This is a genomic window from Arthrobacter sp. MAHUQ-56, from assembly GCF_019710585.1.
GTDB lineage: Bacteria > Actinomycetota > Actinomycetes > Actinomycetales > Micrococcaceae > Arthrobacter.
On sequence record NZ_JAIFZQ010000018.1, the window covers coordinates 62,869 to 75,974 of the forward strand.

Sequence of the window (13,106 nt, forward strand, 5' to 3'; positions counted from 1 at the left end):
CATATGGACAATGAGCTGGAACTGGCCGTTAACGAAGATGCGGCGGCTACAGAAGCCGCAGCGGCGCCGAAGAGGGCCACGCGCACCCGCCGCAAGGCGGCGCCCAAGGGTGCGGCGGCCGCTGCCGCTGCACCGGAAGACACTGTTGCCACGCCGGAAGGTACTGTTGCTGCGCCGGAGGGCACTGCCGCTGTGGACGGTGTTGAAGGAGCCGAGCCCCAGGCAGCCGAGCCCAAGGCGCCGGCGCGCCGGACCCGGGCACGGAAGAAGGCGGACTCCACCGAACCCTTGCCGGCCTTCGCTGCCGGCGACGGTGACTCCGCTGCAGTCGCGCCGGATACGGCGGCTTCCCCTGTCGCCGCACTCGACGGCGCCACGCAGGGCGTCGCCATGCAGGATGCAGCAACGCCGGAGGCCCCAACTGGTGCCGGTCCCGTCGCCGCGCCGGCCCCTGAGGCAGAAGGCGAGGCGAAGCCCGTCCGCCGCCGCCGGGTAGCCACCCGCAAGGCAGCGGCTCCGGCCCCGGCCCAGGAAGCGGCCGTTCAGGACGCAGCCGAAACGCAGCCTGCACAGGAGCAGGGGAACGACCCCCAAACGGTCGAAGGCCAGGCCGCCGGCAACCAGACGGCCGAGGCCCAAAGCCCTGGTGTCCAGGGCACGGAAGCCCATGCCGCCGATGCCCAGGCCACCGATGCCCAGGCCGCCGAAGCCGACGCTCCGCAGGCAGCGGACGAAGCAGAAGCCGCGGAGGAAGGAAAGCCCGCCGCCGAGGCTGCCAGCCCCTTTGCTTCCCTTTTCATGGAGCCTGGCTCTCCGACGTCGGTACTCTTCCAGGCACCGGACCTCAGTGCTGTGCAGCGCCCCACGGCCGCCGCGGCCGAGCCGGAAGAGGACGAGGAAGAGGCCGAAACGGACGACGCCTCAGGCCGCCGCCGGCGCCGCAGCCGTGGCCGCCGCGGGCGCAGCCGCCTGGGCGGAACCGAAGATGACACCGAGGGCGGCGCCGGCACGGACGCCGAAGGCGCTGAAGATACCGACGAGGACGCCGGGGGACAGCTGGAGGACGGCGTAACGTCCCGTCGCCGTCGTCGCCGCCGCCGTGGCGACCAGGACCTTGAACTGACCGGCGGCGGGGATGACGACCCGCCCAACACCGTGACGAGGGTGCGCGCCCCGCGTCCCGTGAGCGAGGCGCCGGCCAGCAACCGGGTAGCCAGCGTGAAGGGTTCCACGCGCCTGGAAGCCAAGAAGCAGCGCCGCCGTGAGTCACGAGACACCGGACGCCGCCGCACCGTCATCACGGAGGCGGAGTTCCTGGCGCGCCGGGAGTCCGTTGACCGGCAGATGATCGTCCGCCAGCGCGACGACAGGATCCAGATCGCCGTCCTCGAAGACGGCGTGCTGGCCGAGCACTTTGTCTCGAAGACCCAGCAGGACTCCCTCATCGGCAACGTGTACCTGGGCAAGGTGCAGAATGTGCTGCCGTCCATGGAAGCTGCGTTCGTGGACATCGGCCGCGGCCGCAACGCCGTGCTGTACGCCGGCGAAGTGAACTGGGAGGCCGTCAACCTCGAGGGCAAGCAGCGGCGCATCGAAAACGCCCTGAAGTCCGGCGACACGGTCCTGGTCCAGGTGACCAAGGACCCCGTGGGCCACAAGGGTGCCCGCCTGACCAGCCAGATCTCGCTGCCGGGCCGGTACCTGGTCTACGTCCCCGGCGGTTCCATGACCGGCATTTCGCGCAAGCTGCCCGACGTCGAACGCAACCGGCTCAAGCGCATCCTCAAGGACCGGCTCCCCGAGCAGGCCGGCGTCATCGTCCGGACCGCTGCCGAAGGCGCGTCCGAGGAAGAGCTGACGCACGACATCAACCGGCTGCGGGCCCAGTGGGAGGGCATCGAAAGCCAGTCGAAGTCCACCAAGATCCTCGCTCCCGAACTGCTGTACGGCGAACCGGACCTCACCATCAAGGTGGTCCGCGACGTCTTCAACGAGGACTTCTCCAAGCTGATCGTGTCCGGGGAAGAGGCCTGGGACACCATCGAGGCCTACGTCACCTATGTGGCACCGGACCTGGTGGGGCGCCTGGAGAAGTGGACCAAGGACCAGGACATCTTCTCAGCCTGGCGGATCGATGAGCAGATCCACAAAGCCCTGGAGCGCAAGGTCTTCCTGCCCTCCGGCGGCTCGCTGGTGATCGACCGGACCGAAGCCATGACCGTGGTGGACGTCAACACCGGCAAGTTCACCGGCAGCGGCGGCAACCTCGAAGAAACGGTGACCAAGAACAACCTCGAAGCCGCCGAGGAAGTGGTGCGCCAGCTCCGCCTGCGCGACATCGGCGGCATCATCGTCATCGACTTCATCGACATGGTCCTGGAATCCAACCGCGACCTGGTCCTGCGCCGCCTGGTGGAATGCCTTGGCCGGGACCGCACCAAGCACCAGGTTGCCGAGGTCACGTCATTGGGCCTGGTCCAGATGACCCGCAAGCGCATGGGTACCGGGCTGCTCGAAGTCTTCGGCGAACAGTGTGAAGCGTGTGCCGGCCGCGGCGTGGTCACCTACGACGATCCTGTGGAGCACCGCCGTGCCAACATCGTGGCGGCTGAGCACCACGTGCAGCGGTCAGAGAGCCGGCCCGAGGGCCGGGGGGAAGCCTCCCGGAGCGAAGGCCAGCGGACCGACAACAGCCAGCCCGCCGGACGTTCCGAGCGCAAACGGCGGCGCGGACGCGGCGGCCAGCAGCCGGAGCCCGCCCCGGCACCGGCCGTTCATGTGCACACTGTCCATCCGGACCCCGCCGACGCCGAGCGGCACGCCAAGGCGGAAGCCACAAGGCTGGCCCTCGCGAACATCGCCGCAGCGGCCCATGCGGCGCACCTGCACGACGACGAGGTCGCTGCCGCCCGGCAGGCGCCGCCCGCGCCGCCGGCGGTGGAGCAGCCTGCCGCGGCTGAAGCCGACAAGCACGACGCCGGCACCCGGCCCGCTGCCGTCCTCACCTTCGGGGGCGAGACGGTGCCACTGCCGTTCGTGGAGCACGCGGGGGAGCAGCAGGCACAGCCCGCCTTCACGCTGGACCGGCTCGCGGAAGCGTTCGCGCACCTCGGGCAGCCAGCTCCTCCGGCGGAAGCCGCAGCGGCCCAGCCGGTGGAAGCAGCGCAGGAAGCCAAGCCTGCGGACGTGCTGCGGGAGCCGGAGCCTGTCGCCGCCGTACCGGAAACGGAACAGGCGGCGCCGGACCAGTCCCGCCAGCGGCGGCCGCGGCGCCACCGCGGTGCCAGCCGTGCCCAGGGTGCTGCCAACGAGACCACCGTCCAGCACCACGAGAACGCGCCGGCGTCCGCCGGGGGCCACTCGCACGAGGCCAAGGCCCCGGATACGGTGAAGGCACAGGCGGCCACAGCGGAGCCGGGCAAGGTTGCCGGGGAGCCCATCATCCTCGGCGTCGGAGTCCCGGCCTCGGAGCTCTAACCCCGGAGCTCCCGTAAGGCATGGCCAACACGGCCACTGAAAGTCCCCGTTGCGTGGACGTTTCCCCCGCGAAGTGCGGGGGAACTGTCCACATGGCGGGGACTTTCTGCGTGCCCGGCCCTGTCACCTTTCCCCCGGGTGCACCCGGGCAGCTAGGCTGGGGAACCGACACGGGGTGCCGCGCACAGGGCCGGCTGAGATCCACACCCGTTGAACCTGTCCGGCTAGTACCGGCGAAGGGATGTCTGTTGTCTTCCACCCTTTCCTTGCCCCTGCCTGCTGCGCCCGGTGCTTCCACCGTGGGCCGTGCTGTTCCCCGGGTCCTCTCCATCGCGGGGTCCGATCCCTCCGGCGGCGCTGGCATCCAGGCCGACCTCAAGAGCATCGCCGCGCACGGCGGGTATGGCATGGCGGCCATCACCGCTCTCACCGCGCAGAACACCCGTGGCGTCCAGGCTGTGCACGTTCCGCCTGCCGCCTTCGTGGCGCAGCAGCTTGATGCGGTCAGTGATGACATCTGCATCGACGCAGTGAAGATTGGCATGCTCGGTGAGGACGCCGTCATCCGTACTGTCCGCGAATGGCTCGCCACGGTGCGTCCCGCCGTCGTGGTCCTTGACCCGGTGATGGTGGCCACCAGCGGTGACCGCCTGCTGAAGGAGTCCGCAGAAGCTGCGCTCCGGGAACTGCTGCCACTGGCGCACCTCATCACACCGAACCTTCCCGAACTCGCAATGCTGGTGGGCGGGGAGCAGGCGCAAACGTGGGAGGCGGCACTGAACCAGGGGCGGCACCTGGCAAATGCAACCGGCGCAACCGTCCTGGTGAAGGGCGGGCACCTGGGGGGAACGGCGTGCCCTGACGCGCTGGTCAACACCTCCGGCCAGCTCTCCAGCGAGGTGGTGGAGGTGCCCGGACACCGGGTGCCCACCCGCAACAGCCACGGGACCGGCTGCTCGCTGTCATCCGCGATGGCCACGGTACAGGCGCGCCTGGGCGACTGGGAAGCATCCCTGCGCACGGTCAAGCCCTGGCTGGCCGGGGCGCTCGAAAACTCAGGACAGTTGGATGTGGGGCAGGGAAACGGTCCCGTCCACCACTTCCACCACATGCGGCCTGCACTGCCGGAGGGTGGCTTCGCTGCCCGGCTGTGGGCGGAATCCGAACAGTACCTGGCCGAGATCTACGGGCTCGAATTCATCCGCGGCCTTGCCGGCGGCCACCTTCCCGAAAAGGAGTTCGCCTACTACCTCGCCCAGGACGCGATCTACCTGAACGGCTACTCGCGGGTCCTTGCGCGGGCCAGTGCACTGGCTCCATCAGAGGCGGAGCAATTGTTCTGGGCGGGATCGGCCCGGCAGTGCCTCGAAGTGGAGTCGGAACTGCACCGGTCGTGGCTCAGCACCCGCCCGGCGCAGGACGGACTCGGCCCCGTGACCAAGTCCTACGTTGACCACCTCACCGCTGCCTCGGCGTCAGGCAGCTACGCGGTGCTGGCCGCGGCCGTCCTGCCCTGCTTCTGGCTCTACGCCGAGGTGGGCGAAAAGCTGCACGCGCAATTCCTTGCAGCAGGGGAGCCCGCCGGGCACCCCTATGCGGACTGGCTGCGCACTTACGCCGACGAGGGCTTCGCCGAAGCCACGCGCCAGGCCATTTCGATCGTTGATGGTGCCGGCCGGGCGGCCCCGGAGCACGAGAGGGACGCGATGGTAACGGCCTTCAGGCAGTCCTGCCGGCTCGAAGTCGACTTCTTCGACGCGCCGCGACTCTATTCCTGACACTCCGCCGGCTGCGGCGCCGGTAGTATGGAACGGCACGGTAACGGCGTAGCCTTGGGCTTGTGGTTGCTATCACAACCCACCCGCCGGAACCAGCCTCATTTGCGGCCGGAGACGAACCTAGCGTATTCTTGATCTTCGGTGCTTACGCCAACACTTGGGTTTCTGACCCCACGGCGTTGAGGCACAGCGAGAAGCCAGGCTTATGTGGCCGGTACCGCACGCAATTTTGTTATAAACGTCGAGAGAAGTGAGTTCCCAAGTGGTGTACGCGATTGTCCGCGCAGGCGGCCGCCAAGAGAAGGTTTCCGTTGGAGACTTCGTTACCCTGAACCGCGTCGCCGGTGGAGCCGGCAGCACCATTGAGCTGCCCGCCCTGCTCCTGGTTGACGGTGACAAGGTCACCTCCGCCGCCGCCGACCTGGCCAAGGTTACTGTTACGGCTGAAATCCTCCAGGACCTCCGTGGTCCGAAGATTGTCATCCAGAAGTTCAAGAACAAGACCGGCTACAAGAAGCGCCAGGGTCACCGCCAGGAACTGACCAAGGTCAAGATCACCGGCATCAAGTAACCTTCGGTTACTGTTCAGGTATTTCAACAGATTCCCCAGAATTTAAAGGCAGGCATTTCAGATGGCACATAAAAAGGGCGCGAGCTCCACTCGCAACGGCCGCGACTCCAACGCTCAGTACCTCGGTGTGAAGCGCTTCGGTGGCCAGGTAGTTTCCGCAGGCGAGATCATCGTCCGCCAGCGTGGCACCCACTTCCACCCGGGCGCCGGCGTTGGCCGTGGCGGCGACGACACCCTGTTCGCCCTGACCCCGGGCGCCGTTGAATTCGGCACCCGCCGCGGTCGCCGCGTCGTCAACATCGTTGCTGCTGCAGCTGCAGAGTAACAACCAGTTCTGAAGTGGTGGAGCGGGCCTGTTGGTCCGCTCCACTGTTCTTTTAACCGCATTACAATCGATGTGGCGTCCACGGGCGCCGCATAAACAGCTTTGAGGAGATCCACGTGGCCAGCTTTGTAGACCGGGTAGTACTGCACGTATCCGGCGGTACCGGCGGCCATGGATGCGTCTCCGTCCACCGTGAGAAATTCAAGCCGCTGGGCGGGCCCGACGGCGGCAACGGCGGCAACGGCGGCGACGTGATCCTGCGCGTCGACCACCAGACCACCACCCTGCTTGACTACCACCACGCACCGCACCGGCACGCCAGCAACGGCGGCCCGGGCATGGGGGACTGGCGCGGCGGGAAGAACGGCGAGACCCTTGTCCTGCCCGTCCCGGACGGCACAGTGGTCAAATCCAAGGATGGCACCGTCCTGGCGGACCTCGTCGGCGAAGGTACCGAGTACGTTGCGGCCGCCGGCGGCCTGGGCGGCCTCGGCAACGCCGCCCTCTCCTCGCAGAAGCGCCGCGCACCCGGTTTCGCGCTCCTGGGAATCGAAGGCGACTCCCGGGACATCGTGCTGGAACTGAAGTCCATCGCGGATATTGCGCTGGTGGGTTTCCCGTCCGCGGGCAAATCCAGCCTGATCGCCGCCATGTCCGCCGCCAGGCCCAAGATCGCGGACTACCCGTTCACCACGCTGATCCCCAACCTTGGCGTCGTGCAGGCCGGCGACGTCCGGTTCACCATCGCCGACGTTCCGGGCCTCATCGAAGGCGCCAGCGAAGGCAAGGGCCTGGGGCACAACTTCCTCCGCCATGTCGAGCGCTGCGCGGCCCTGGTCCACGTGCTCGACTGCGGCACCCTGGAATCGGACCGGGACCCCCTTTCGGACCTCGCCATCATCGAGGCCGAGCTGGAGAAGTACGCCGTGGACATGAGTTACGCGGGCCAGGACGGCAAGGTGGTTCCCCTGAACCACCGCCCCCGCCTGGTGGCCTTGAACAAGGTGGACCTGCCGGACGGCAAGGACATGGCCGAATTCGTCCGTCCCGAACTGGAGTCCCGCGGTTACCGCGTCTTCGAGGTGTCGGCCACAAGCCACGAGGGCCTGCGCCAGCTGGGCTTTGCCATGGCCGAGATCGTCAAGGCCGCGCGCGACGCTGTCGAAGCTGCACCGCCCAAGGTCCAGCCGGCAGTGCTGCGGCCGCGCGCCGTCAATGAAACCGGGTTCAAGATCCGGCGCGAGGAAAAGAACCTGGAGCCGCTGTTCCGTGTCCTGGGTGAAAAGCCCGAGCGCTGGGTCAAGCAGACCGACTTCACCAACGAGGAAGCCATCGGCTACCTGGCCGACCGGCTGGCCAAGCTCGGCGTGGAAACAGAACTCTTCAAGCAGGGCGCCAAGCCGGGCGACACTGTGGTCATCGGTGAGGATGACGGCGTCGTCTTCGACTGGGAGCCCACCATGATGGCAGGGGCTGAGCTCCTGGCCTCGCCGCGCGGCACCGACGTCCGGTTTGCCGATATCGGCGACCGCCCCACCCGCAGCCAGAAGCGCGAGGAGCAGCTGGAGCGCCGCGAGGCCAAGGCTGCCGCCCGCGCCGAGCTTGAGGCGGAGCGGAAGGCCGGGATCTGGACGGAGTCCGTCAGTGGACGCCGCGCCGCCCAGCCCCTCAGGGAGAGCGGAGCGGAAGCGGACGATGACTTCTAGGGCCATGGCGGCCGAACCGCTGGCGCCCACCGACAGAAGCGTGCTGGCAGGGGCCCGCCGCATCGTGGTGAAGGTCGGTTCGTCGTCGCTGACCAGCATCAAGGGCGGCATTTCGGAGGAAGCCCTGACCGCCCTCGCAGATGCGTTGGCTGCCAAGCGCAACGCAGGCACCGAAATCATCCTGGTCTCCTCGGGCGCCATCGCCGCCGGCCTCGCTCCGCTGGGCCTGGCCAAGCGGCCGCGCGACCTCGCCACCCAGCAGGCCGCCGCCAGCGTGGGGCAGGGCCTGCTGATGGCCCGTTACACCCAGGCTTTCGGCGCGCACGGCGTCACCGTCAGCCAGGTGCTGCTCACTGCCGAGGACCTGATGCGCCGCAGCCAGCACAGCAACGCGCTGCGCGCCATGGACCGGCTGCTCAACCTCGGCGTGGTTCCGGTGGTCAACGAGAACGACACCGTGGCAACCCACGAGATCCGCTTCGGCGACAATGACCGGCTTGCTGCGCTGGTGGCCCACCTGGTCCGCGCGGATGCACTTGTGCTGCTGTCCGACGTCGACTCCCTGTACGACGGACCGCCCTCCCAGGGTGCCAAGCGCATCCCCCTGGTCACCGGGGCGCACGACCTGGAGGGCGTGTCCATCGGCAAGGCCGGGAAGGCCGGCGTCGGCACCGGCGGCATGCTCACCAAGGTGGAGGCGGCCAGCATGGCTGCAGGCTCCGGGATCCACGCCCTGGTGACATCCACTCCGAACGCGGCCGCAGCACTGAACGGTGAGGACGTGGGCACCTGGTTCACCGTCAACGGGTCCCGCAAGCCCGTCCGGTTGCTGTGGCTGGCCCATGTCGCCTCGGTCCAGGGGCGCCTGGTCCTCGACGACGGTGCCGTGCGCGCCGTGCGGCACCACCGCACATCCCTGCTGCCGGCCGGAATCTCCGCGGTGCACGGCGACTTCGAGGCGGGCGACGCCGTCGAGCTCGCTGCTGCCGACGGAACCGTCATTGCCCGCGGACTGGTGAACTACTCATCCGAGGAACTGCCCAGGATGCTGGGGCGGTCCACGCACGAGCTGGCCGAGGAACTTGGCAGCGGCTATGACCGCGAAGTTGTTCATGTTGACGACCTGGTGCTGGTCTGAGCCTGGGGCTCGCCTAAACTTGGACCATGACTGAAGCCCTGATCCACCACACTGCTGAAAACCCCGGAGACGCTGCCGCTGAGGCACAGCCGCAACCGGCGGCTTCCGCAGCCCAGGCATCAGCCGAGGCGTCCGGTGCCGGCGTGGAGGCAGCAGTCCACGCCATCGCCGACCGTTCGCGCCACGCAGCGCGCCGGATGGCCATGGCCAACCGGGCATGGAAGGACCGCGCGCTCCGGGCTGTGGGAGCCGCACTCCGGGAGAATACCCAGGCGGTCCTTACCGCGAACGCGCAGGATGTTGCCGCCGGAAAAGCCAACGGAACCTCCGCGGCACTCCTGGACCGGCTCACCCTGAACGAAGCCCGCATCGCCGGCCTGGTAGCCGCACTCGAAAACCTGGCCGGCCTCCCCGACCCCGTGGGCAACGTGGTGCGCGGCCAGACCCTCCCCAACGGGCTCCGCCTGCGGCAGGTCAACGTGCCCATGGGCGTGGTGGCCGCCATCTACGAGGCACGGCCCAACGTCACCGTGGACATCGCCGGGCTGGCGCTCAAGAGCGGCAACGCCGTGATCCTGCGCGGGGGCAGCGCCGCGGAGGCAACCAACCAGGTCCTGGTCCGGGTGCTGCGCGAAGCCCTGGAATCGGTGGGACTTCCCGCGGACGCGGTGCAGACTATTGACCAGTACGGCCGTGCGGGCGCCAACGTCCTCATGAAGGCCCGCGGCCGCGTGGACGTCCTGATTCCCCGCGGCGGCCGGGAGCTGATCCAGACCGTGGTCACCAACTCCGCCGTCCCGGTCATCGAGACGGGGGAGGGGAACGTGCACATCTTCATCGACGAATCCGCCGACGAAAACATGGCCGTGGAGATCCTGCTCAACGCCAAAACCCAGCGCCCCAGCGTCTGCAACACCGTGGAGACGCTACTGGTCCACTCGGGCTCCAGCGTGCTGCCCGCCGTCGCTGCTGCCCTGGGTGCCGCAGGTGTCCGGCTCCACGCCGACGACCGCGTTCGGGCCGCCCTGCCCGCCGGCATCGAGGCGCAGCCGGCCACGGACGAGGACTGGGGCACGGAGTACATGGACCTGGACCTGGCGGTGGGCATGGTGGACAGCATGGATGAAGCGATCCAGCACATCCGCACCTGGTCCACGGGGCACACCGAGGCGATCCTCACCAACAGTCTTGCCAACGCCGAGAGGTTCATCGCGGAGGTGGATTCGGCGGCCGTGATCGTCAACGCTTCCACCCGGTTCACCGACGGCGGGGAGCTCGGCCTGGGGGCGGAGGTGGGCATCTCCACCCAGAAGCTGCACGCCCGCGGTCCCATGGGGCTGACGGAACTCACCACCACCAAGTGGATCGTCCAGGGCGAAGGCCAGGTCCGCGGGTAGCGACGCGGTAACATAGACCAGAACCTCATAGGCAGCGGAGGGTTCCGCTGCCCCGTAATCATTGACCATAGGGGAGAAAATGCTCCAGCAGATTGCCACGTCCGTCGCCGCCGCAGGTGAAGCAGGCCACGAAGAGCTCGCTCCGCTGTGGGCCGAACCGTGGGTCTTCGGAGTCAGCATGTTCGCCATCTTCGTGGTGCTGATGTTCATTACGCTCTCCTACACCAACCTGGGCAACCGCCACGCTGCCACCGAGGAGCACGCGGATCCGCACCGCCAGCACCCGAACAAGCACGATCGCGGGCAGGGTCACTAAGATTTCCCACAATCTGCGCCGCAATGGTGCCCGGGGGCGGCTGCGGCTGGGCGTGATGGGCGGGACTTTCGATCCCATCCACCACGGCCACCTGGTGGCTGCGAGCGAAGTCGCGGCCGAATTCGACCTCGACGAGGTGGTTTTCGTTCCTACCGGCCAGCCATGGCAGAAGTCCCATAAACAGGTCAGCGAGCCCGAGCACCGGTACCTCATGACCGTCATCGCCACGGCCTCCAACCCCCGGTTCACCGTCAGCCGCGTCGATGTGGACCGCCCCGGTCCCACCTACACCATCGACACCCTGCGCGACCTTCGGGCGCAACGGCCCGAAGCCGACCTGTTCTTCATCACGGGAGCGGACGCCCTGGCGCAGATCCTGTCGTGGAAGGACATCGACGAACTGTGGTCGCTGGCCCACTTCGTGGGGGTCACCCGGCCCGGCCACGTCCTGGACGGCATGGGCCGCGACGACGTCAGCCTCCTCGAAGTCCCGGCCATGGCCATCTCATCGACGGACTGCCGAACCCGGGTGGCTGCCAACGACCCCGTCTGGTACCTCGTCCCGGACGGAGTGGTCCAGTACATCGCCAAATACGGCCTTTACTCCGAGGTGCCAGCCAACGGCAACGGTCCAACTTCCGAAGCACGCGAACCAGCCAGTACCGAATGAGTTCTCAATGAGTCAGGAACAGCCCCCCATCCGCAGCCGCCGGGAACTCCGGAAGGCCAGGGACGCCCAGCAGGCAGCCCTGCCCGCCACGGAGCAGCGTCCCCCGGCGGCGGATCGGCCTGCAGCAGGCGCGGCTGCTCCCGCCCGCCCCGGGAATGCTCCTGCCCGCCCAACCTCTGCCGTTGAGGCCCCGCCCGCTGCCGGCGCCGCTCCTGGCGCGGAACCCGGGCCCGCTGCCGATGCCGCGCCCGCCACCCAGCGCTCCTCCCAGATCCGGGCGAGGGACCGCGCCGCCCTGCGCGCCATCAAGGAGCTGGAGGAAAAGGAGGGACAGCTGAATGCCGGTGGACCGCCCACCAGGCGCCAGCTGCGGCTGCAGCAGCTCAAGGAACAGACGCTGACAGCTGCCAACCCCGTGGTTCCCCCCGCCGGGAGCCCCGCAGCGGCTGCACAAGCCCCGGCCGCCCCAAAGCCCAGGGAATCCCGCCAGGGCGGGCCGGGCACCGGCGGCGCGCAGCCTCCTGCTTCGTCCGCACCGCAGGGCATGACGGTTGAACAGGCCCTCGCGGCGCGGGCACTGATTGCCGAACAGGCGAAGAACCAGATCGCCAAGATGGAGCACATCGCCTCCCTGGATCCGGAAGCGGTGGATCCGGAGATCTTGGCCGAGCAGATCGCGCTGGCTGAGCGTGCCGCCGTCATGAACCGCCGGGCCATGGCCCGGCAGAAACTTGCAGAACAGGCGGGCGGCACTGCCAGCCCGCCCAAGGATTTTCCCGCCAAGGACACACCCGGGCCGTCCACCGCGAACAACCTCGCCATGGTGACGCCGCTGGAATTCGTCCAGGTGCCGGGCGTCGACCGCCCCGTGATGAAACCGCCGGCAACCTCGCATGTGCCGGTTACCACCCGGCCCGGGACAAAAGTTCCGCCCGGGGCCGGCAAGCGGAAGCCTGCCGCGAGGCCGGGGACAACCCCGGCCGATCCCGGCAACGGCCGGTCGCAGGTGATTGCGCGGGCGGAGGCCGCCGCCAAGGCCGCGCGCCGGCCGAAGCCCGTGGTGCTGCCGGATGACCAGTCCGACGACCTTTTCGAGGAGCTGCCCCGGATCCCTGCGAGGGACGCCCACGGCCTCGACCCTCTGGATGCAGCCACGGCAGGACTGGCGCGCGCCCGGCGGAACCGGATCCTGCAATTCTGCATCCTCGCCTTCGGGATCGTCGCCCTCGTCTCGGGCATCATCCTGATCATCAGCGGCATGTCCCGCTGACCGGCTCAACGAGCCACCAATACTTAAATCCCACTAAGGAGTCCCGTGACCGCATCAGAATCGTCCATCAGCCTCGCCCGGGCAGCCGCCAAGGCCGCCGCGGACAAAATCGCCCAGGACATTGTTGCCCTGGACGTAAGCGAGCGGCTCGCCCTCGCCGATGTCTTCCTGATCGCCTCGGCACACAGCGAACGCCAGGTCAACGCCATCGTTGACGGCATCGAGGAAGAACTCGGCAAGCAGGGACTCCACCCGGTGCGCCGCGAAGGCCGGTCCGGGGGCCGCTGGGTGCTGCTGGACTACTCGGACATCGTCATCCATGTCCAGCACGAGGAAGACCGCGTCTTCTACGCCCTGGAGCGGCTCTGGAAGGACTGCCCCGTGGTGGACCTGCAGCTGCCCGACGACGCCACGGCCAAGGCCGGCGCTGCTGCGGAAGCCGAGTAGCCGGCAGGGAA

At 68.4% G+C, this 13,106-nt stretch carries 11 protein-coding genes and 1 riboswitch; all 11 genes read left to right on the forward strand.

All coding sequences use genetic code 11. From position 1 onward, the window contains the following. Positions 1-3 precede the first annotated feature (3 nt). On the forward strand, positions 4-3,477 hold the full coding sequence (locus K4G53_RS11480; RefSeq protein ID WP_260323539.1) for a ribonuclease E/G: 3,474 nt from the start codon (positions 4-6) through the stop codon (positions 3,475-3,477). Between the two features lie 161 nt (positions 3,478-3,638). Beyond that, positions 3,639-3,736, forward strand: a riboswitch (TPP riboswitch). After that, positions 3,726-5,255: a bifunctional hydroxymethylpyrimidine kinase/phosphomethylpyrimidine kinase gene (gene thiD, locus K4G53_RS11485; protein WP_374226163.1), complete on the forward strand. Its 1,530-nt coding sequence runs from the start codon at positions 3,726-3,728 to the stop codon at positions 5,253-5,255. It overlaps the preceding riboswitch by 11 nt. A gap of 262 nt (positions 5,256-5,517) precedes the next feature. Continuing rightward, entirely contained in the window at positions 5,518-5,826 is a 309-nt protein-coding gene (gene rplU, locus K4G53_RS11490) for a 50S ribosomal protein L21 (protein WP_003803420.1), read from the forward strand. A gap of 61 nt (positions 5,827-5,887) precedes the next feature. Then, entirely contained in the window at positions 5,888-6,151 is a 264-nt protein-coding gene (rpmA, locus tag K4G53_RS11495; RefSeq protein ID WP_009372867.1) for a 50S ribosomal protein L27, read from the forward strand. Between the two features lie 116 nt (positions 6,152-6,267). Further along, positions 6,268-7,857, forward strand: a complete 1,590-nt coding sequence (gene obgE, locus K4G53_RS11500) for a GTPase ObgE (protein WP_221385840.1) — start codon at positions 6,268-6,270, stop codon at positions 7,855-7,857. Then, entirely contained in the window at positions 7,847-8,995 is a 1,149-nt protein-coding gene (gene proB, locus K4G53_RS11505; RefSeq protein ID WP_374226164.1) for a glutamate 5-kinase, read from the forward strand. Before obgE ends, proB begins: the two co-directional genes overlap by 11 nt. A 26-nt stretch (positions 8,996-9,021) precedes the next feature. Then, positions 9,022-10,392 carry a glutamate-5-semialdehyde dehydrogenase gene (locus tag K4G53_RS11510; RefSeq protein ID WP_221385841.1) on the forward strand — a complete coding sequence of 457 codons (1,371 nt, stop codon included), beginning with the start codon at positions 9,022-9,024 and terminating at the stop codon, positions 10,390-10,392. A gap of 79 nt (positions 10,393-10,471) precedes the next feature. Further along, a complete protein-coding gene (locus K4G53_RS11515; protein ID WP_221385842.1) occupies positions 10,472-10,708 on the forward strand; it encodes a hypothetical protein in 237 nt (78 codons plus the stop codon). A 40-nt stretch (positions 10,709-10,748) separates the two neighbouring features. Then, positions 10,749-11,378 carry a nicotinate-nucleotide adenylyltransferase gene (gene nadD / locus K4G53_RS11520; protein ID WP_260323556.1) on the forward strand — a complete coding sequence of 210 codons (630 nt, stop codon included), beginning with the start codon at positions 10,749-10,751 and terminating at the stop codon, positions 11,376-11,378. A 7-nt stretch (positions 11,379-11,385) separates the two neighbouring features. After that, on the forward strand, positions 11,386-12,648 hold the full coding sequence (locus K4G53_RS11525) for a hypothetical protein (protein WP_221385844.1): 1,263 nt from the start codon (positions 11,386-11,388) through the stop codon (positions 12,646-12,648). A 45-nt stretch (positions 12,649-12,693) separates the two neighbouring features. Next, positions 12,694-13,095 carry a ribosome silencing factor gene (rsfS, locus tag K4G53_RS11530; protein ID WP_221385845.1) on the forward strand — a complete coding sequence of 134 codons (402 nt, stop codon included), beginning with the start codon at positions 12,694-12,696 and terminating at the stop codon, positions 13,093-13,095. Positions 13,096-13,106: the final 11 nt, after the last annotated feature.

Excerpts from the sequence above, each read along its gene's own strand:
- K4G53_RS11480 (WP_260323539.1), top strand. The coding sequence starts at position 4 with ATGGACAATGAGCTGGAACTGGCCGTTAACGAAGATGCGGCGGCTACA.
- rpmA (WP_009372867.1), top strand. The coding sequence starts at position 5,888 with ATGGCACATAAAAAGGGCGCGAGCTCCACTCGCAACGGCCGCGACTCC.
- proB (WP_374226164.1), top strand. The coding sequence starts at position 7,847 with ATGACTTCTAGGGCCATGGCGGCCGAACCGCTGGCGCCCACCGACAGA.
- K4G53_RS11510 (WP_221385841.1), top strand. The coding sequence starts at position 9,022 with ATGACTGAAGCCCTGATCCACCACACTGCTGAAAACCCCGGAGACGCT.
- K4G53_RS11515 (WP_221385842.1), top strand. The coding sequence starts at position 10,472 with ATGCTCCAGCAGATTGCCACGTCCGTCGCCGCCGCAGGTGAAGCAGGC.
- K4G53_RS11525 (WP_221385844.1), top strand. The coding sequence starts at position 11,386 with ATGAGTCAGGAACAGCCCCCCATCCGCAGCCGCCGGGAACTCCGGAAG.